Genomic DNA, 19,783 nt, shown 5'->3' on the forward strand with positions numbered 1-19,783 from the left:
CGCCCACCCCACACTCCGGGCGATACGCGTGCATAGGAGCCCGCGATGAGCGACATGATCACCGCGGACCTGGTCGATCTCGACCTGTCCGCCGATACCAAAGAAGCGGCGGCGCGCGCCCTCGCCGAGCGCATGGTGGCCCTGGGCCGGGTGACCGACCTGGAGGGCTTCCTCGCCGACGTGGCTGCCCGCGAAGCCCAGATGCCCACCGGCCTCGACGGCGGCATCGGCATCCCGCACTGCCGCAGTGCCCACGTCACCGAGCCGACGCTCGCCTTCGGGCGCAGCGCCGCCGGCATCGACTTCGGCGCCGCCGACGGCCCGGCCGACCTGATCTTCCTGATCGCGGCCCCCGCCGGTGCCGACGACGCCCACCTCACGATCCTCTCCTCGCTGGCCCGCCAGCTGATGAACAGCGAGTTCACGGACGCGCTGCGGTCGGCGGGCGACGCGGCGACGGCGGCGGCCCTGATCCGCGGCGACGAGTCGCCCGCGCCCGCACAGGGCACGGAAGCGGCCGCGAGCGCCGCCCAGGACACCGCTGCGGCGCCGGTGGCGGCCTCCGCCGGCACCGCAGCGGCCAGCACCGGCACGGCTTCGGACGCGGGCGAACGCCCCTTCCGTATCGTCGCCGTCACCTCCTGCCCGACCGGCATCGCCCACACCTACATGGCGGCCGAGTCCCTGGAGAACGCGGGCCGCGAGGCGGGCGTCGAACTCGTCGTGGAGACGCAGGGCTCGGCCGGCTTCACCCGGCTCGACCCCGAGGTCATCGCGGCGGCGGACGGCGTGATCTTCGCCCACGACGTGCCCGTGCGCGAGAAGGACCGCTTCGCCGGCAAGCCCACCGTCGACGTCGGCGTGAAGGCGGGCATCAACCGCCCCGCCGACCTGATCGGCGAGGTCCGCGCCAAGGCGGCCCGCGGCGAGGTCACCTCCGGCTCCGCACCGGGCACGCCGGTCGAGCGCGCCGGGGAAGCCGGTGAGGGCTACGGCACCAAGCTGCGCAAGTGGCTGATGTCCGGCGTCAGCTACATGGTCCCGTTCGTCGCGGCCGGCGGTCTGCTGATCGCCCTCGGCTTCGCGATCGGCGGCTACGAGATCAAGTCCGCGCCCTCGGTCATGACCCACTTCGTGTGGACGCAGTCCGACAGCTGGGCCGCCCTGATGTTCCAGATCGGTGCCGTCGCCTTCGGCTTCCTGGTCCCGGTCCTGGCGGGCTACATCGCCTACGGCATGGCGGACCGGCCCGGCCTGGTCCCCGGCTTCGTGGGCGGCATGATCGCCTCCACGATCAACGCCGGCTTCCTCGGCGGCCTGGTCGCCGGTCTGCTGGCCGGCGGCGTGGTGATGGCGATCCAGAAGGTGAGGATCCCCGCGGCGGTGCGCGGCATCATGCCGGTGGTGGTGATCCCGCTGATCTCCTCGGCGATCGTCGGGTTCCTGATGTTCGTGGTGGTCGGCAAGCCCATCGCCTCCGCCCAGAAGGGCATGACCGACTGGCTGAACGGCCTCTCCGGCTCCAACGCCATCCTGCTCGGCGCCCTGCTCGGCCTGATGATGTGCTTCGACCTCGGCGGCCCCGTCAACAAGGTCGCGTACACCTTCGCCACCGCCGGTATCGCGGTCTCCAACCCCAGTGACTCCGCGATGAAGATCATGGCGGCGGTCATGGCGGCCGGCATGGTCCCGCCGCTGGCGATGGCCCTGGCCACCACCGTGCGCGGCAAGCTCTTCACCGAGACCGAACGCGAGAACGGCAAGGCCGCCTGGGTGCTCGGCGCCTCCTTCATCTCCGAGGGCGCGATCCCGTTCGCGGCCGCCGACCCGCTGCGCGTCATCCCGTCCTCGATGGTCGGCGGCGCGATCACCGGCGCCCTGTCGATGGCCTTCGGCGCGACCCTGCGCGCCCCGCACGGCGGCATCTTCGTGGTCCCGCTGATCGGCAACCCGTTCCTCTACCTGATCGCCATCGCCGCCGGTGTCTGTGTCTCCACGGCCCTGGTCGTCATCCTCAAGGGCATGCGCAAGCCGGTCCAGCAGACCCAGGCGGGCGGTTCCGCCGCCGGCCCGGCCGCCACCGCGAAGGAGGCCAAGCAGCCGGTCGCGGCCTGAGCGCCCGCACCCCTGCTGCCGCGCTTGTCCCTTTGATTCGCTGTGAGTTGTTCACGGCACCTGCGAGATACGTCACGGTCCGGGACCAAAGTCCCGGACCGTGGTGTGTACTGGGGCGTATGCCCGCGCACGTCTCGTCCCTCCAGCTGATCGGCATGGCCGCGCTCACCCTGGCGACCGTCGCCTGGGCGGTCGTCGTGGTACGCCTGCTGCGCCGCAACCGCCGCGAGGCCCTCGCCTGGCACGCCGCGCGCGCCCTGCCCGCCTTCCCGCACCAGCTGAAAGCCGCTCCGTCGCGCGAGACCGTCGAACTGACCCCCGCCGAACAGGACGCCTTCGCCGGCCTGGTCCGCAGGCTCGGCCGCCGCTGAGCCTCCCGGCAGGGGGCCGGGCCTCCCGGCGGAGAAGCGGGGCTAAACCTGCCGCGCCGCCCGGCGCTCCATCGCGTTCCTGGCCGCGTCCTCCGTCGGGTACACCTCGCACATGTGCCGGCCGTCCGGCGTCGCCGTGTGCTCTACCTCCCACAGGGACAGCTCCCGGCCGTCCCGCAGCAGGAACGCGTGCTCGTACAGCGAGAAACTGAGCCCCGCCCGGCCCGCCCGCCCCGGCCGCCCGAACGCCTGGGTGATCTGGTGCGCGAACGCCGCCGTCAGCACCTGGGCCGTCTCCGCGTCCGGCCGGTCGGCGTTCTCCGCCCGGCGCAGCAGCCGGCGCGCGTGGTCCGCCGAGTCGTCCGGCACATACACGTGCCGGGGCTCCGGGACCGGCGCCAGCGTCACCAGCACCGGCAGCTCGAAGTCCGGAGTGTCCGGCGGTAACGGCAGCCGCGCGGTCGCGGCCCGCAGCTCCTCCTCGTCGACGTACACCTCGTGCTGCGGGTCGCTGCCCGGCGCGGTGTTGTGCACGAGCTCCCACAGCGTGACCGCCGAGCCGTCCGCCAGCAGCCAGGTGTGCCGGTACGTCTCCCGGTGCAGCCCGGCGCTGTGGTGCGCCGAGTGCAGCGAACTGTCGTGCGCCAGCGCGCAGTCCAGCTGCCTTATGGCCTCGTCGGGCAGCTCGAAGGAGTTCAGGGCACGGCCGAGGAGCCGCGCGAGGTGCTCCTCCGGAGACTCGGGCGACTCGGCTGGTTCGTACGCTGCCGTCTCGTACGGAACGCTCAAGGTTTCTCCCGGCGTTGCTGCATGTCACCTTGTGGGTGCATACCGTAGCCCCTCGGTCGGACATCATGTCCGGGAACCGAGAAAACGTACGCCGGGAAAACGCGCGGGCCGCGCGAAAAGTTCCCGCGCGGCCCGACGATCCGTCAAAACCAGCCGGTCAGGCGGCGCTTGTGGCGGTCCACTCGCTCCACGACAGGTTCCACCCGTTGAGCCCGTTGTCCGGCTGCACGGTCTTGTCCGGCGAGTTCTTCACGATCACGACGTCCCCGACGAGCGAGTTGTCGTAGAACCACTTGGCCGTCGTGTCGCCCTGCGCGCCCTGCACGTCCGCGAGCCCCACACAGCCGTGGCTGGTGCCCTCGCGCCCGAACGGCGGGTTGCCCCTGTTGTACCAGTAGTTGCCGTGGATGAACGTCCCCGACGTCGTCAGCCGCATCGCGTGCGGCACGTCCGGGATGTCGTACTCCCCGCCCAGACCGACCGTCTGGCTGTTCATCCGGGTCTGGACGAACTTCTCGGAGATCACCATCTGCCCGTTGTACGTCGTGTGCTGCGGGCTGCCCGTCGACACCGGCACCGACTTGAGGACCTTGCCGTCCCGCACCACGGTCATGGTCTGCGTGTTCGCGTCCACCGTGGAGACCTGCGAACGGCCGACGGTGAAGGACACCGTCTTCTTCTGCACCCCGTAGACGCCGTTCGCGCCCTCGACCCCGTCCAGGTCGATCTTCATGGTGACCTTGGAGCCGGCCTTCCAGTAGTCCTGCGGCCGGAAGTCCAGCCGCTGCGACCCGAACCAGTGCCCCACCACCTGCTGGCCGCTGCTGGACGTGACCGTGATGTGCGACTGCACGGCCTTCTTGTCGGTGATGACCTTGTCGAAGTCGAACGACACCGGCATCCCCACGCCGACCGTCGTCCCGTTGTCCGGCGTGTACGTGCCGATGTAGCTGTTCGCCGAGTTGACGGTGGTGAAGATGGAGTTGGCCGCCGCCGTGAGCCCCTTCGAGTCCTTGGCGGTCGCCGATATCTCGTACTTCGTGCCCCGCTCCAGCTGCTCCTTCGGCTTCCAGGTGCCGCCGTCCGCCGAGAGGGTGCCGTCCACCGCCTGCCCCGACCCCGCCACGGTCATCTTGACGTCGGTCAGCTTCCCGTCGCTGACCTGCACGCCGGTGGTGTTGATGGACGCGCCGGTCGAACCGTCCTTCGCCGAGATCACGATCTTCGCGGCCGACGTCTTCGTGGCGCTGTCCTGCCCGCCCTTGCCGCTGTCGGTGTTGTTGTCGGCGTTGGCGTTGCCGCCGCAGGCGGTGAGGGTGAGGGCGCCGACCAACAGGGCGGCACAGGCCCCCAGTGCGCGCCGCGCTGCAATGTCCGGCGTTGTCACGGGCTGCTCCAGGTTCTTGTGAGTTCTTGTGATGTGGGTGATCCGCTCCAGTGCGTGGAGAAAGAGGCCGCAGGCCCCCGCCGGGGTTCCCTCCGGCGCCCGCGAACGCCATCACGTGACAGAACCAGGACAATCGACAGGTCCGCGCAAGGTTCCGGGTGCGCCGCGGGCCGTCGCCGGCGCACCCCTCGCCGCTGTCAGCGCGCTCCGTACAACTCCGCGTACGACGGCCACACCCCGCCCGGCCCGTCCACCGACTCGGCGGCCCGTACGGCCCGCACGATCGCGCGGGTCACCAGGTCCGCACCGGCCGCGAGGATCTCGTTGAGCGCGAGCGGGCCCGCGCCGAGCGGGCGCGCCCCCGTCGCCAGCGCGAACACCGTGTCCCCGTCGTGCAGCAGATGCACCGGCCGCACGGCCCGCGCGATCCCGTCGTGCGCCGTCCCGGCCAGCTTCTGCGCCTGCGCCTTGGACAGTTCGGCATCGGTCGCGACCACCGCGAGCGTCGTGTTGAGCGGCGGCAGGCCGTTCGCCGCGGCGGTCTCGGCGAGCCGCCGGCGCGCGGCCTCGTGCACCCGCTCCTCGGGGTACTCCACGCGCCCCTGGAACAACTCCCCGTACAGCACCCCCGTTTCCGGATCGAGGACCGCGCCGGCCGCGTTGGCCACCACCAGCGCGGCCACCGTGATCCCCGAGTCCAGCACGGTGCTCGCGCTGCCCACCCCGCCCTTCACCGCCCCGGCCACGGCGCCCGTACCCGCGCCCACGCACCCCTCCGGCACGGGGGCGCCCGGCTCGCTCGCCGCGGCCGCCTCGACCGCCGCCCGCCCGGTCGCCGCGTCCGGCCGGGCCCGGAAGTCCCCGCCGCGCCCCAGATCGAAGACACAGGCGGCGGGCACCACCGGCACCACATGCGCCGGATCCGGGCCCACCCGCACCCCGCGCCCCCGCTCCTCCAGCCAGGCCATCACCCCGGACGCCGCGTCGAGCCCGTACGCGCTGCCGCCCGTGAGCACGATCGCCTCCGCCCGCTGCACCAGGTTGCGCGGGTCGAGCGCGTCCGTCTCCTTGGTGCCCGGCCCCCCGCCGCGGACGTCCACGGCAGCCACCGCGCCGCCCTCCGGGGCGAGGACGACCGTGGTGCCGGTGAGCCAGCCCTCGCCGCTGCGGGTGGCGTGCCCCACCCGCAGCCCGGCCACATCCGTCAATGCGTCAACTGTCATGACGGCCAGTCTGGCCCAGCCCGCCGCGGCACGGCGGAGCCCAGTGGCGGTTCCGGACCGGTCAGGAGGCGGCCGCGGTGGCCTCCGCGGGGCGCTCACGGCCTGCCATGCGCGCCGTCAGAGTCGTCCCGGTCGCCACCGCCAGCGCCGACACGACACCCGCCGCCGGCACCGCCCAGCTGCCCAGGAACGTGCAGCAGAGCACCAGCAGCGCCGTCACCGGCAGCACCAGCTGCTGGGCGAGACCCACCTTGAAGTGCCGCGAGTGCAGCGCCCACACGGTCAGCAGGTACAGCGCCGTCGGCACGGTCACGGCCGCCGACGCGGCCGTCGTGGAGAGGTGCGCCTTGCCGACCGCCTCCTCGACGGCCACCTCGATACCCGCGCCGATCGAGGCCGCCGACGCGAAGATCAGATAGTGGCCGTAACCCCACAGGAACGACTGCCTGTTGGAGCGCAGATGCGCCTGGATCGGCACCGGGAACCAACCGAAAAGGTAATGCGCGCCTCATGGAGGTTCCGGGATCATGGGACTTATGCACCAGGCAGAGGAAACCGAGTATGACGGGTGCGGTAAATGCCTGTTGGGTGTCCGGCGTCTGTCGCGCAAGTCGGACACCACGCACAGCCCAGAGAAGCAGGCCGAGCAGGTCATCAAGGCTGCCGCCGAAGTCGGGGCGCACATCATTGGTTGGGCCGACGACTGGGAAGTATCCGGCGCAACGGATCCGTTTAAGCGGCCGAAGTTGGGTCCGTGGCTCCGAGGTGAGAACGGTCCGTATGACGGCATTGCAGGGGCCGCAGTCGACCGGATCGGCCGCAACGTACGGGATGTCCTGAACACGGCGTACACGATCCATGAGAAGAGCCAGATCCTTGTCACGGCGGACCATGCCGGCGTCTGGGACCTGAACGACCCGAACCAGGAGTCGGAACTACTCATCAAAGCCCTTGGGGCTCAGCTTGAACACAGGTCCACGAAGAGGCGTGTTCAGGATGAGACGGCGCGCGCGAGGAATGCAGGAGAGCCGAGTAACAAGCTCACCTACGGCTACATGTATGCGCGCCTCCCGAATGGGAAGGTGGAGAAGATTTGTCTTCATCCGGAGGCGTCGAAGAAGATACGCAACGTCGCTCACCGAATCCTTGCCGACACAACAGGCAACGTTACGATCTCAACTGAGTGTTCCAGGCTCACAAGGGAAGGAGTTCTCACTCCGCATGATCTTCTAGCGGTTATGTCTGGTCGAGACCCCAAGGGGTCTCCCTGGACCTACATGACACTCAGGGGGATTCTTTGGAGTGAGGCGGCATTGGGCTATCTCATGCATAATGGCAAACCGTTCTTGGGAAGGGACGGGGAGCCTGTTCGAGTTGCCCCACCATTGTGGGATCGAGCTACTCGGGACGCTTTGATAAAGAAGACGACGCCGAAGCAGGGAAAGAAGGCAGGTTCTCTCTATGGGCGCGCAGCGCAGGGAACCAAGATGCTTGTCTCTGTCGCCTATTGCGGCAACTGTTCTGAGCGTCTCAAGATTGGTGGTAAGGGTAAATACATCTGCAAGGGCAGAGTGATGGGGCTACCGGGGTCTCAGAAGTGCAGGCCCGCCCCGAACATGAAGACGGAAACGTTGAATGCCATAGTAGCCGAATGGTTCTTGACCGAGTATGGGTCAGGTCAGGTTCTGGAGAAGAAGTTCATTCCAGGGACTAACTATGCGGCGCAGATCTCCGAGCTTGAGGCCAGTCGGGCAAGGTTGCGGGAAGACCGGAAGGCGGGACTGTATGACGCGTCGGACGATCAGGAGTGGTACCGCCAGGAGTACAAGCGTATGGGGGAGAAGCTTTCCGACCTGAAGAAGCGCAAGGAGACACCGGGACGGATGACGTTCGTGCCGACGGGTGAAACCGTGGCTGACAAATGGGGGAAAGCAAAGGACGATGCAGAGAGGCGAGAAATCCTGCATGAATTCGAAGTGCATGTAAAGCTCTTCCCGGGTAGGTCTAATGATCGGGTGAAGATAACCGGGAGGAATGTCTACGAGCTTGCGGGATAGTCAACAAGAGAGCCCCTCCGGAGTCGGGACCCCGGAGGGGCTCTTTTATTGATTAAGTCGTTCGAAGTGTGGCCTCATGAAGGTAATTGCTGATCCGTTGCTAGTCTCGACGTGGAGGGCGAGTAAATCGAGTATATGTATGACCCCTAAGGGCAGGACCCTGTATTCATTGCGGAGCGTTGATGCAAGGATTCGAGACTTGCAGACAAGTCTAAACACTCCGAGGTTGCTGTCGGTTGGGAGTCGAAATGTGATCTCGGCCCGATCTGTGGGTTCAATCACGATGAGCACTCTTGAACTTGTGGTGTTGAGCGACCAAAGATTTTGGTTGGTCGCCGGTTCTTGTGAAGCGGACCCTCCTAGGATTTTCGATACTCTGTGGAGGGTGCCCCAATCGCTAGAGGTGACATGCCAACCCGAAGAGGGGGGGATGTGGGTTCCGTTCTCGAATCCGGGGGAGAAGTCTCCAATTATCTCGCTAATGGTCGCCCCTCCTTTCTTGCTTGATCTCTCTCCTTATCTCCCGGAGTGTGGCTAGATCTTCGGCGATCCCTGCGGCGATTTCGAACTCCGCTTGAGAGTGGCCGGAGCCGACATATCGCCAGATTGAATCAGTGACCGCCGTTTCAATGTCGAACGTGGAGTTACTGTCTTGGTGGTGTTTGGCTCGTACGGCGCGCAGTTCTCCGTAAGTCGTTGAGTATTGTCGGGACTTGGTTAGCACGTGCCCGCGAAAACCGAGGGTGTGAGTCCATGCCCGTAGGTTCAGGTCGCTTAGTTCGGGGAGGCCGCCCAGGCGCCAGCAGACAGCCATCAGCGCCCGGAAATGAGCGGTAACCGGGGCAAGCGCAATACCTTCGTAGGCGGTTATCCGGCCGTCGAGGCCGCCGGAATCGCCAACGCTCTTGGAAACGTACTTAGCTACGTAGGCAGCAACGGCGTTATCGGTGACGGCTGTTGAGCCCCCGAAGGCCTCGGATCGGATGGTGTGGACGTCGAGCTGTTCACCCCAGCGGATGACGCGCTCACCGGTTGCCGGGGAATAGGGAGCGCGGACTTCTACGGCAGTTGCAGCGGAGCGGACGGCGCCGGCCAGCATCGCAGGCGTGGCCCAGATGGGCGGGGGCGAGGATGGCCCGTCCGGTCCATCGAGGCGCACGACGGCATGAAAGTGCACGGCCGCGCGCTTCTGATACTCCGCCACCTTGGCGAAGGACAGGGTCAGGTGTTCGCGGAGGCGTGTCTGTGTGATGCCTGCCGCCGTGGCCAGGTGTCGCCTGAGGGTGTGGCAGAACCGGTTCCACAGTGAGCCGGCGCTTGCGTGCCACAGGGCGTGGCCTACGTAGTCGTAGCAGTCCGGGCACAGGGGTTGGCCGATGGCAGGGTCGGTGTCCGCGTGCGTCAGGCCGCAGCTGAGGGAGCGTCCGTGCTCGCAGGAGCCGCCGTCACGTCGAGGACGGCACACGGCTCCCTCAGGGCCGCTTGCGCGGTGTACTGCGCCGAAGGATGGAGCTGTGAGGGTGACGAACAGCCGCGGGTGGAGCTGGACGCGGTCAGAGACGCCTTTGCCGCCGAGGAGGCCGGAGCGGACCAGGTGGAAGGTGTCGCCGGAGTGGAGTCGGGAGCAGGGCTCACAGCGGGTTTCCCGGCGGTTGCGGCAGCGCAGCGGCATGCGCCCGCCGGGTTCCTCGCTGGTGTCGTAGTGCCTCAGCACCTCCCCTGTGATGGCGTCGCGGGTTGTGGTGTGGCCGGCGAGGTAGATCGGGTGGGCGCAGCCGCCTATGGATTTGATCTGTTCGAGCCAGCGATGGAATCCGGGTTCGTTGGCGAGCCGGATTAGGTCGCGTTCGGTGGACGAGAGAAGGCGCAGACGCTCAGCCTGTTGAAGGTCTGAGCGCTGCGCCTTTTCGGTGCCAGTGGACATCGGAGGCCCCCTTTCGTGGGGAATAGGCGCGGGATTCATCGGGTCAGCTTTCTTTCAGGGGGTGACGGCGAATGAGCCTCTGGTTACGGCTTCGGGGTGGGCGCCGGGTTCGTTCCGTACGGGTTGGCACAGTTCCAGATGACGTAGCCGTATATCTTGGCGCCGTCGCTCTTGCGGGTGATCTTCCCGCGTGTGTACCACTGCTTTTCGCTCTTCTTGTACGCCCACTGGTCGTAGAGCATCTTGTCGCCCTTGTAGGCGATGCCGACCACGGTGGACGTCTTCTTGGGCTGCTTGTGGACCTTCACCGCCTTGCAGGAGATCTTGGTGGTGTCCTTGGTCACGGCGTTCGCGTGCGTGGCGTTGATCGTGGCACCGGTCACCAGGGTCAGGCCGAGAGCGGCGACGGCAGCGGTACGGGCGAGGAGCTGAGACTTCATTTCAGTTTTCTCCTTTGAGGAATGCGGCGAGTGCGCCGGCTGGCAGGTCTCGCCGGGTTTCTGTGTTATCCGAAGAGACCGTTTCCGATGACCAGGAAAAGGGCCCACACCGGATAGCCGAGAGGGGTCATGGCCAGCAGGAATCCGGCCAGGCATATCAGGATCACCTGATGTATCGGAACTTCCCGGGACCGGGCGATCATGAATGCGTACAGGAAGAGCATGCTGTCGATGACGTAAAGCGTTCCTCTGCTCATGCGGCTGTACCTCCTTTCGTGAATTCGACGGGATCCGACTGAATCAGGAAGGGATTAGCCGGAGGCTCTGTCCCGGAGATCTGCGCAGCGTCCGCCACCGTGATCAGGTGGGACCGGGCACGGACCCATTGGCCGCTCATGGCGACCACGGCCACGCCCTGTTCGTCCTCTGTGATCGATTGCGCGGTGACCACGGCATCGGGGTTGATATCGCCGAGCGTCATTTCGGCCGAGGCTTCATCGTGGGAGCGATGGGCGACGCGTCCGCCGAGCTGCGCGCGCAGGGCAGTGACCCGTGCCCCTATGTCGGAGCCGACGCGTTGGCCGGCGACGACCAGGTGAACGCCGAGCGCCGCACCGAGCTGGGCGACGCGCAGGAGCAGCGTTCCGCACAGCTCTGCCTCTTCCTTGGACTCCCGTGAACCGTCGGTCAGATACAGCTCCGCCAGCTCATCAACGATCACCACCAGGGGGACCGGCCGGATGTCTTCCGGCAGATGCCAGATGGACCGTTTGCCCGCCGCACGGCAGACGCCCATCCGAAAGCGGATCTCATCCACCACCCCTGTCAGCAGGCCGACCGCTTCTGTCCGGTCGATGGCCAGCGCCGACAGCCGGCCGCCGAACAGGCCCAGTTCCATCCCGCCCTTGCAGTCGATACCGACCAGGGCCACCGGCTGAGGGGCGAGTTCCTTGACCAGCGCCGCCAGGAGGGACGACTTCCCGGATTGCGTGGCGCCCGTGATCAGCCAGTGCGGAATCTTCCGGAGGCTGATCACCCAGGGCTCACCCTCCTCGGTCCGGCCGACGAGAGCCGTCAGCAACTCCGGGCGCAGTGGCTTGGGGACCGGCGCCCTCCCCGTGAGCGGATCGGCCGCCGTGACCGTGATGAGGACCTGACCCCGGCGGGGAGAGCGGACCCTCACCCCGTGGACCCGCCAGGCGTGTTCCATCGCTTGCGCCGCAGCGAAGTACGGCGCGGGAGTCTGCCCGGGGTGCAGGATCACCCGCAGGGTCAGGCCCGTCCGGGTCGGCATGGGCCACGCCCGACGAGGAGGCCGCGGTTTGAGCGCTGTTCCCTGCACCACCAGGTTGCGCCCGATGACTTGCCGGTCGGGGGTCATGCTCACCGACAGACCGTTCAGGTAGGACAGGCGCCGCCAGGTCCACCAGACGCGCGCCGCCGTCTGTGGGTAGCCGACCAGCCACCACCGCCACGGCCACGACCGAGGACGAACCCCCCGAGCGGCCAAGCGTGGCTCCCACCAGCTCTGTGTCAGAGCCGCCACGACGATCAGTGCCGTCAGTACCCAGACGATCAGGGGCCCAGGCATCAGCCGTCACCGTCCGCCGTCCGCTCCAGGAGCGTCTTTGCCCGGATCATGGCCGCTTCAGCGTGCCGGGACGTCAGCCCCAGCAGGTAGCGGATGGACGGCATGTCATCGGTGACCGCCAACAGCGCTTCCGCGCCGCACAGAGCCCGCAGGTCCCGCAGGAGGTGACCGAAGTGACCATCCGCCCCCAGGTGGCCGTCATCGTCGTCCGAGTCGGCATCCCAACCCGTCCCGACCTCTGCGGCAGCCTCCCGCATCTCACGGGCCATCTGGTCGGCTGCCGCAGCGATCTTCTCCGCGCACGGGTCGGCGCAGGCGTAGACCGGTGCTTCCGTCTCGGGGACCTTGCCGACCTCAACAGTGGGAATCCGCGCCTTGAGGTAGTCGGCGCCACAGAGCACGCAGGCCAGGCCGTCAGCCTGTGGCCCGGACAGGTGCCAGAAGTAGCGTTCCATCCGATGGCGCTTCATCAGGCATCACCCGACTTGCCGCGTGCGCCGGCACTCTGCCCGCCGGCCGCCGAAGGAGCGCCGGACGTCGAGGCCAGAGGCGTGATGCCGTCCGCGCGGTAGGACGTGCCGGTACGGCCTTCCACCGCCCAGTCATTGGCCCATAGATTCTCGATCCTGACTTCGGAGCCTTCCGTGATGCCCTGCGGCTGGACGGAGGTGACCACCTCGATCACGTCTGCACGGCGCCCCTCCGCCTGCCGCACCGACAGGCCCGTGATCCATTGCGCGTTGCCGTCCCGGTCCTGACGCACCCGCCCGTCTGGACCGGTGCGCAGTTCGGGCGGGACCACACAGCGGATGGACCCCAGCCGGCCGACGTCTACAGGCTTGTTCTGCACAGGACTTCACCTCACCTCACACTCAGTCACTCATCCACTCATTCGAATGAGTTGGGCGATCATCGTGACTTGCTATACGCCGAGGGGTCAACCACTTATTCTCATGAGTGGATGACTGCCTATGACTGCCTACGCCACGGCCCACTGACAAGTATCACGGCCCACTGACAATCAACCCGGCACGACCGACCGAGACCACCCCCGAGAGAAGGACGCCACCAGCTCATGTCAGCACGCGAGCACATCCAGCGCCGTCCGACCATGGCCACCCAGGTTGCTGAAAAGGTCGCCGCCGACATCAAACGGGGCCGATACCAGGTGGGCGAGATCCTCCCGTCGGAAGCCCAAATGGAACAGATGTACGGAGTCGGCAAGGCCACCATCCGCACGGCCATGGGCGAGCTGAAGCGCATGGGACTGATCGAGACCCGCCAGGGCAAGGGTTCCATTGTGATCAGCACCGGAGGCACCGTCCCGCCCGTCACCATCCCGCGCGTCATCCAGCAGGGCGGCAAGGGAAATTGGTTCCTGCCGGAGATGACGGAAGCCGAAGCGCCGGCCATAAGCCGCACGAGCCTGGACGGACCGCCCGCCGTCCACCTCGGACAGCAGGACCAGGACGCCATCAGCGTGGACCGCATGGTCTACGACCCGAATACGGGAACGCGGATGGCTCACCGAACGCTCATCCCCCTCTCCACCGCCGCCGAGGCGCCCAGCCTTGCCGAGGCCCCGGAAGTGCCGACGAGCGAGATCTACGACCAGCTCACCCAGGCCGGGTTCTCTCTCTCGTTCACCGAGCACGTGACCGCGCGCGCTCCGTTCCCCGACGAGCGGATGTCACTCGGTCTGGACGACGCCGCCCCGCTCCTGATCACCTACCGAATCACCGCCGACGCCGAGCAGGACCGCCCCCTGTTGTGCGAGGAGCTACGGGCGCCCGCCGCCACGTGCCAGCTCACGTTCTCTCTGACGCCGACCAAGGCACCCGCCAAGCGCGCCCCGCGCCGACGTTCCGAATCGGAGTAACTTCTCTCTACTTACTCAAGGGCGCGCCTTCGGCGCGCCGGGCGGCCCATGCCGCCCCGGCCGGGCATGCGGCCTTCGGCCGGTCCCGTCCGGTCGGCAACCGCCCGACACCTTGCCGGCCCCGAGCAACAGAGAATCCCCCGCGGATTCCATCGCGGGGGCTCTGTCATTGCAGTCCGGCCCCGAGAGCAAAGCCGACGTTCCGGCCCGCCCGCCGTCCCTCACCAGAGGCTCATGTCAGCATCGGGGGAAGCGGGTTGCTCCAGCCGTCAGCGCTCCGGCCATGCTCCATCGAGCGGCGTAGTGGGTAGCAAGCAATCAGGGGGAGGGAATTATGTGGACCAGCGTCACGGCTTTGGTTACCAGCCTCGTTGCTGTGGCGGGCACGCTCCTGGGAGGTGCCTTGCAACGGCGCGGGACGGCCCAATCCGAGCGGGCGGCACAGCTACGGCAAGAACAGCGGAGGGCATTCAGCATGTTTGCCTACGCCCTTACGGTCCACCGTGGACGCCTGTATGCACGTTGGGACCTCGCTGCGGTGGGAGCCGATACCGAACAGCAGGAGGCGGCCCGATGGGAGAGTTGGGAGTCCCGCTCGGAGCTGACTCGCGCGCTGATTGATCTCCAACTCGTTGCAGATAATCCGGAGCTTTTGGAACTCGCGGAGCACGCCATCAAATCAGCGTTCGCCTTACGAGAGGCTGTGGATCAAGCCGACTTGGATCGGCGGCGTGAGACGTCCCGTCGGGCACACGACGCGTTCCTAGCCGCCGCCCGACACCAGATGATGCAGGCCTTTTGACTTCGCACCAATCTGCGGGACGCAATCAGCACTCCGCGCCGAGGACCACCAGGCCGAAACGATCGAGACCGAGGCCGGTGGTACCAGGGGCGCTATAGCGCGCCCCTGGACCCCGCCCAGGCGTGACAACCTCACGCGCGAATGCAGGTTTCGTCGTGGCCAAGATCCGTGCGCGCGTGAGGTCATCACGCACGCGACCAGCAACTTTCCCGCCGTAGGGGTTGCTCTGCGCCCCGAGCCGCCGTCAGCCGGCCATCTGCACGGGAACGCCGACCTGTTTACTTCCGGCAGGAGTTCGCGTGCCGACGAGCCGCAGCAGCAGAGGACCCGACGCCGGTAATCCTGATCGGTCGAGGGCAGCCGTCACAGTGGATGAACTCACCGTCATGCTCACGCACGACCCGCACTTTCGAACCGGCCCGGGTCTGCCATCCCTTGCCCGCCAAGGTCCCTCCTCCTGTCTCCGTATTCTGCGCTCCAGCGTCCCCCCGAGGCACCGACCGCATAAAGGCAGCGATCAGCCGAACCCCCTCAGGGCTGAACCACACCACGGGCGCCCCGTTCGCACCCGCATGCGGCACCGGCCGCACAACCCGTACATCAAGGCCCACAGCCTCCGCCGCAGTCAGGAGCTCTTGAACCGCAACGTTCGCTTCCTGCCAAGCTGACACGTAGTCAATTCCCCGAGTGAACACGGCCTCATCGGCACTGCCGTCACCCCCGACACCCGAGGACGTACCCTCCGTCATCGCACAATTCACCCTCGCACTCGTTGGTTAGCGCGACCGGCCCCCGCTCCGTTCGAACGCATGTGCAGTCCCAGGAACAGACCATGCAGTTTACTTGTACCCCCTGTGTTTACAAGGGGCTACAGAGTGTGCACGTGGACGTGTCGCAGGCATGTGACAAAAGAAGCGGAAGGGTGACCTCCCCCGCCGGAGCGAAGAAGGCCACCCAAGTCAACTACTGAACAGCCAGTCAGTAGAGGTACATCTCCGTGACCCAGCCGACATATCCCGCCGGCAGGCCCCCCGCCGAACGCCGCGTGAGCTTCACGTGATCCCACCGTTGCCCCTTGCCGTCGCGCGCGGAGCCGATGACCTTGACGCGGTCACCCTTGTAAATCAGGCCCAGAATGGCCCTGTTGGTGCCCGGACCCTTGCGGACCCGGAGGCCGTTCACGGTCGGCCCCTTCGTCGTCGTAGACGCGTATGTGCGGACCAGGGGCGACGACCCACCGGGGTCCGGCGGAATCATTGCCGAGGCCGCCGACGAGCCCACGAGGCCGAAGCCCACCGCCAGAATGCCCGCCATGGCCAGCGACCGCAGAGCCCTACTCTTCATGATCAACTCCATCTTTGCCATACCGCACGGCTGGTTGGTTTCACTCAGACACTCATCCGAATGAGTTGCCAGGATCGAACGTTGCTCCAGTCAGGTCAACTACTTATCCGAATGAGTTCGAAGCCTTCAGGTCACGGGACTTGCTGTTGGCGGTCACTCAAACAAAATCGCTCGGCCGGGAAGCCCCAGCCGAGCGCACGAGTGGTGAAGAGTTGCCCCTGAGTCAGGCGACGCCGAGGCCGCCGGCCTTGACGCACGCTGTGAACGCAGAGAAGGCCCCAGCAGGGAACTCAAGCACCGGGCTAGCAGGGTTCTTGGAATCACGGACGGGAACCACGCCACGCGAGGCGACGAGGTTTGCAGCGACCTCTACGCACTGGCCGCCGTTGCTGCTGTACGAGGACGTGAACCAACGCGGATGTTCGGTCGTCACGGGGTGCCCTTTCGAAGCTCGCTGATCATGGCCACTGACGCCGCCTGTGACAACGCTTCGGCCTGTAGTTGATGGTAGGCCGTCAACATGGGCTGAACGAACCTCGTTTCGCGCTCCAAGCGCCCTTGTAGCGCCGACTCTGCGTATGCGACACAGGATCGATCGGTCAGGGTCAATAGCGTTGCGGGCAGATCGAACGCCCGCCGTTCGCCAAGATCGTACGGAGCCACCTGAAGAACGGTCGAGGGAAGTTCGGCGAACGCGGTCAGTCGACCCAACTGCGCCGCCATAACCTCCGGCCCCCCGACAGCTCGCAGAAGGCAGCTCTCGTCTACAACTACGTAGACCATGGGTGCGGGGGTGCGCTCCAAGGATGCTTGCCGCCGTGCGAGTAGAGACAGCCGCTCCTCCGCCTGGTACTCCGTGATTGCCCCGCGTCGCACAGCCCCCCATGTGATCGCAGCGGCGTAGTCCGGGGTCTGGAGCAATCCCGGAATGATTCCCAGCTCAAAGAGCCGGATCTCTGTCGCGTGTTCCTCCTGGGCGACATAGTCCGGGAACCCTTCCAGCAGCGCTGTGTGCCGCACGGCTCGCCCTTGGCGCTCGAACAGGTCTCCCGTGCCAAACGCCCTGTCAACGCTGTTCGAGAAGCGGGGAGTTGGGGACCGACGACCAGTTTCGACGGCTGAGATGTGCGTGCCGGAGTACCCGATGCGCTCCGCCAAGTCGTCTTGAGTCCAACCGCGCTCGTCTCGCAACACGCGTAAACGTTGGCCATATGCCGCACCTAAGGACGTTTCGGGGTCTAGCTCTTTCCGGTTCAACGGCCACCGCCCAACTCTCCGTGCAAACGCTGCAAGTTGAAGACTCTCCGACTCTAAGGGACGCTGAATCGCCCTGGTAGTGGAAGCACTACGGAGAGGAGCGGCCCCTTGTCAGGCGAGAACGGCACTTCGCAGCAGCAGGAGCCCCCACGCCTCCCGGCTACCGGCACGCTCTTGGTTGATGCTCAGGATCGGGTCGGCGAGTTTCGCGGTGTGATGGGTCCACGCTGGGCCCTGCGCCCCGAGGGGGGCGGAGTTGAGTGGGAAGTGGACCCCGAAGACGTGCAGCCGGCCAGCCCTGAACAGCGCTTGAGATACGCGATCGAGCGAAAGAACGCGCGAAGCCGAGGGGAGTTGCTGTGACTGCCTCCGGTCCTGGCTTACGGCCTATTGACTTCACGCTGCGCCCCGATCGGGACGAAGACGCGCCGCCGACCACGTACGCGCTCCGGTGTCTCACCCTCAACGACGACGACACCGCGTGCGCCGCAACGTCAGAGACGAACACAGACCCGACCGAGCCGCAAAAGTGGGCGTTCGATCACCTTCGCCAGCACCCAGGGCACACGAGTTTCGCCGAGATGATCGAGCGCCCTTGGGTGATGTGGCAGGGGGGCCCGGCATGATGGACCGCCCGACACCTGATGGCTACTGGTGCGAGGTACGCGCCGATGGACTTGTGTACGGCTGGGGAACCCAAGCGACCTTCATTCTGGGCACCCACGAAACGATCTCCCCGGTGCTCGCCCTGAGATGGATCATCGGCAACGCCCGACACATCGCCGATCGCCTCGACCCCGACCCGCAGCGCTCACGATGGGTGCAGCCGTTCATGGAGCAGCCGAACGCGTCCTCCCCAGACGGACCCACGCAACTCCGCCTCTGGTGCATGGATCGGTGGGAGCAGCAGGCCGCCCGCAAGCGCATCAAGGACGGAGACCCGCTGTTCCTCGTGGTCGAGGACGCGGATTGCCGTTACACGCTGTCCGTGTGGCCCATCCAGGTACCGGCTCCGGGCCAGGTCTACCAAGTCTTCACGCCCACCTCGCCAGCGGTCGCGGTGGGCATCCCATCAGCGAGGGTGGTTCCCCGCTGAAGCCCGCTCCGTCCCAGTCCCCCTTTCGCTGGGGCGGAGCGGGCACTACTCCCGGTCGGTTGCTCTGATGACGGCGGGCAGCCGGCCGGGCCGCACCAAGGCCAGCAGTAGACATAGTGCTGAACAGCAAGGGCCGCGCATTGACCACTGGAAGTGGAGGACTCCATGCACGAGATGATTGTGAGCCCGCAGAGCGACAAATTCGTGATCGTGCGCCCGGGAGAACAGGCAGGGATGCAGATCCCTCACGCCATGTTCCAGGAGCTTTCGAACGTGGTCGAGGCTGACAGCCAAATACCGGACTGGCTCTTAGATGCGACACGTACGGCTTGGGGGCTCGAACTCGGCGGGCACTCCAGCCGGGAATGCATCCTTATCCGCCCTGAGACGGCACTCAATTACAATCGCGCCTCATGGGAGATAAACAAGGGATGTAACTTCAACTGCGAGCATTGCTATCTAGCAGAGCGGAAGTTCGAGGGTCTGCCATGGAAGGAGAAGCAGGAGCTTATTTCCATGCTGAGTGATGCTGGGGTGCTATGGCTTCAGATCACAGGTGGAGAGCCCACCATTGATAAGGACTTCGTGGCCGCCTATAGGCAGGCCTACCGCGCGGGAATGATGATCGAGATTCTCACAAACGGATCTCGACTTCATCGGCCGGAGATAATCGAACTCTTCGGAGATATGCCGCCACACAAAGTGAAGGTTTCACTGTACGGCGCAACCTCCGAGAGTTTCGACTCTCTGACTCGAAAGCGAGGAGCCTTCAACCTCCTGTTCAAGGGTCTCGATGCAGCGAAGGCGGCTGGAGTCCCCTTGACCATGTCTCTGATCATCACGACGCACAATGCGCATGAAGTCGATGCCATGCGCGCGCTAGCTGGAGAATACGCAACAGCAGTAGACGAGTTCTCCAACATTTCCCCGACCTACGACGGGAGCCCCGAACCGCTTGCAACGCAAGCCCCGGGTTTCCTCGATAAGTCCGCCGTATTCTCAGGATGTCCGGCCGGACACACATTCTTCCACGTCGACCCCCACGGATTTGCCACCATGTGCAAGATCGGGCGGGAAAACCCGATCAACCTCATGGATGAGGGGCTAGAGGGGCTCTGGCGTCTGCCTGCCATCGCAGATGCCCAAATGCTTCGCACTGGAGGCTGTAGCGGCTGTCAGCTCTCGGGTTCCTGCCGGGTTTGCCGACCGCTTGCCAAGGCGTACCAGCGAGCGAAGGCACCACTTCAGAGTTACTGCCAACACGAAGGAGACGCTCCATGACCGCCGTACTCGTCCCACTCACCAGCCGCCCCGCAGCGAAGAGCCCCGAGCCGGCCGAACGTCAGCCGCTCCAGGAGCCCGCAGGGCTCATCATCGTTGCCGACGTGGAGAACCTGACCGAGGGCGCCGCCTGCAACGACGACAACCCGTACCAGGGCTGAGCCAACACCCCGCGCGGATCCCGTGGAGAAACGTCACGGGGTCCGCGCGACCGGTTGCATATGAGA

Annotated in this window: 20 protein-coding genes and 1 pseudogene; 8 read left to right on the plus strand and 13 right to left on the minus strand. The window is 66.2% G+C overall.

The window, feature by feature from the left end; all coding sequences use genetic code 11:
• Positions 1-45: 45 nt before the first annotated feature.
• Entirely contained in the window at positions 46-2,115 is a 2,070-nt protein-coding gene (locus ACWGKQ_RS13970) for a PTS fructose transporter subunit IIABC (RefSeq protein ID WP_453292150.1), read from the plus strand.
• A 119-nt stretch (positions 2,116-2,234) separates the two neighbouring features.
• Entirely contained in the window at positions 2,235-2,486 is a 252-nt protein-coding gene (locus ACWGKQ_RS13975; protein WP_453292151.1) for a hypothetical protein, read from the plus strand.
• 42 nt (positions 2,487-2,528) lie between these two features.
• Here ACWGKQ_RS13975 and ACWGKQ_RS13980 read toward each other — a convergent pair whose 3' ends face one another.
• The 4 genes and pseudogenes from ACWGKQ_RS13980 to ACWGKQ_RS13995 all read right to left on the minus strand — a co-directional run.
• Positions 2,529-3,275 (minus strand): DUF6227 family protein, encoded by a 747-nt coding sequence (locus ACWGKQ_RS13980; protein WP_453292152.1) that lies wholly within the window; start codon positions 3,273-3,275, stop codon positions 2,529-2,531.
• 157 nt (positions 3,276-3,432) lie between these two features.
• The gene (locus ACWGKQ_RS13985; protein WP_453292153.1) at positions 3,433-4,662 is read right to left on the minus strand and encodes an Ig-like domain-containing protein; all 1,230 of its coding nucleotides are present in this window, start codon (positions 4,660-4,662) and stop codon (positions 3,433-3,435) included.
• A gap of 197 nt (positions 4,663-4,859) precedes the next feature.
• Entirely contained in the window at positions 4,860-5,885 is a 1,026-nt protein-coding gene (locus tag ACWGKQ_RS13990) for a P1 family peptidase (protein WP_453292154.1), read from the minus strand.
• Positions 5,886-5,946: 61 nt separating this feature from the next.
• Positions 5,947-6,372, minus strand: a pseudogene (locus ACWGKQ_RS13995) (low temperature requirement protein A); the annotation flags it as partial.
• 49 nt (positions 6,373-6,421) lie between these two features.
• Here ACWGKQ_RS13995 and ACWGKQ_RS14000 point away from each other — a divergent pair.
• Positions 6,422-7,942, plus strand: a complete 1,521-nt coding sequence (locus ACWGKQ_RS14000) for a recombinase family protein (RefSeq protein WP_453292155.1) — start codon at positions 6,422-6,424, stop codon at positions 7,940-7,942.
• 478 nt (positions 7,943-8,420) lie between these two features.
• Here ACWGKQ_RS14000 and ACWGKQ_RS14005 read toward each other — a convergent pair whose 3' ends face one another.
• From ACWGKQ_RS14005 to ACWGKQ_RS14030, 6 genes are all read right to left on the minus strand, one after another.
• On the minus strand, positions 8,421-9,866 hold the full coding sequence (locus ACWGKQ_RS14005) for a replication initiator (RefSeq protein WP_453292156.1): 1,446 nt from the start codon (positions 9,864-9,866) through the stop codon (positions 8,421-8,423).
• 83 nt (positions 9,867-9,949) lie between these two features.
• Positions 9,950-10,306, minus strand: coding sequence for a hypothetical protein (locus tag ACWGKQ_RS14010; RefSeq protein ID WP_453292157.1), 357 nt, complete (start codon positions 10,304-10,306; stop codon positions 9,950-9,952).
• Positions 10,307-10,371: 65 nt separating this feature from the next.
• Complete coding sequence (locus tag ACWGKQ_RS14015) at positions 10,372-10,563, minus strand: hypothetical protein (RefSeq protein WP_384037289.1); 192 nt, start codon at positions 10,561-10,563, stop codon at positions 10,372-10,374.
• Entirely contained in the window at positions 10,560-11,897 is a 1,338-nt protein-coding gene (locus tag ACWGKQ_RS14020; RefSeq protein WP_453292158.1) for an FtsK/SpoIIIE domain-containing protein, read from the minus strand. Before ACWGKQ_RS14020 ends, ACWGKQ_RS14015 begins: the two co-directional genes overlap by 4 nt.
• A complete protein-coding gene (locus tag ACWGKQ_RS14025) occupies positions 11,897-12,352 on the minus strand; it encodes a hypothetical protein (protein WP_453292159.1) in 456 nt (151 codons plus the stop codon). The genes ACWGKQ_RS14020 and ACWGKQ_RS14025 overlap by 1 nt, the downstream gene beginning before the upstream one ends.
• Positions 12,353-12,366: 14 nt before the next feature.
• Positions 12,367-12,747, minus strand: a complete 381-nt coding sequence (locus tag ACWGKQ_RS14030; RefSeq protein WP_453292160.1) for a hypothetical protein — start codon at positions 12,745-12,747, stop codon at positions 12,367-12,369.
• 225 nt (positions 12,748-12,972) lie between these two features.
• Here ACWGKQ_RS14030 and ACWGKQ_RS14035 point away from each other — a divergent pair, with 225 nt between their 5' ends.
• Positions 12,973-13,776, plus strand: coding sequence for a GntR family transcriptional regulator (locus tag ACWGKQ_RS14035; protein WP_453292161.1), 804 nt, complete (start codon positions 12,973-12,975; stop codon positions 13,774-13,776).
• 1,780 nt (positions 13,777-15,556) lie between these two features.
• Here the strand turns inward: ACWGKQ_RS14035 and ACWGKQ_RS14040 are convergent.
• The 3 genes from ACWGKQ_RS14040 to ACWGKQ_RS14050 all read right to left on the minus strand — a co-directional run bounded on the left by ACWGKQ_RS14040 (position 15,557) and on the right by ACWGKQ_RS14050 (position 17,179).
• Positions 15,557-15,943 carry an SH3 domain-containing protein gene (locus ACWGKQ_RS14040; RefSeq protein WP_453292162.1) on the minus strand — a complete coding sequence of 129 codons (387 nt, stop codon included), beginning with the start codon at positions 15,941-15,943 and terminating at the stop codon, positions 15,557-15,559.
• 202 nt (positions 15,944-16,145) lie between these two features.
• Complete coding sequence (locus tag ACWGKQ_RS14045; protein ID WP_453292163.1) at positions 16,146-16,355, minus strand: DUF397 domain-containing protein; 210 nt, start codon at positions 16,353-16,355, stop codon at positions 16,146-16,148.
• Positions 16,352-17,179, minus strand: coding sequence for a helix-turn-helix domain-containing protein (locus tag ACWGKQ_RS14050; RefSeq protein ID WP_453292164.1), 828 nt, complete (start codon positions 17,177-17,179; stop codon positions 16,352-16,354). The genes ACWGKQ_RS14045 and ACWGKQ_RS14050 overlap by 4 nt, the downstream gene beginning before the upstream one ends.
• Before the next feature lie 359 nt (positions 17,180-17,538).
• Between ACWGKQ_RS14050 and ACWGKQ_RS14055 the strand changes: the two genes are divergently transcribed.
• The 4 genes from ACWGKQ_RS14055 (at position 17,539) to ACWGKQ_RS14070 (ending at position 19,717) form a co-directional block, all read left to right on the plus strand.
• A complete protein-coding gene (locus ACWGKQ_RS14055) occupies positions 17,539-17,805 on the plus strand; it encodes a DUF7848 domain-containing protein (RefSeq protein WP_453292165.1) in 267 nt (88 codons plus the stop codon).
• A complete protein-coding gene (locus ACWGKQ_RS14060) occupies positions 17,802-18,275 on the plus strand; it encodes a hypothetical protein (RefSeq protein WP_453292166.1) in 474 nt (157 codons plus the stop codon). The genes ACWGKQ_RS14055 and ACWGKQ_RS14060 overlap by 4 nt, the downstream gene beginning before the upstream one ends.
• Positions 18,276-18,440: 165 nt before the next feature.
• A complete protein-coding gene (locus tag ACWGKQ_RS14065; protein ID WP_453292167.1) occupies positions 18,441-19,556 on the plus strand; it encodes a radical SAM protein in 1,116 nt (371 codons plus the stop codon).
• Entirely contained in the window at positions 19,553-19,717 is a 165-nt protein-coding gene (locus ACWGKQ_RS14070; protein WP_453292168.1) for a hypothetical protein, read from the plus strand. The genes ACWGKQ_RS14065 and ACWGKQ_RS14070 overlap by 4 nt, the downstream gene beginning before the upstream one ends.
• Positions 19,718-19,783: the final 66 nt, after the last annotated feature.

This window comes from Streptomyces sp. NPDC054770, assembly GCF_053611985.1.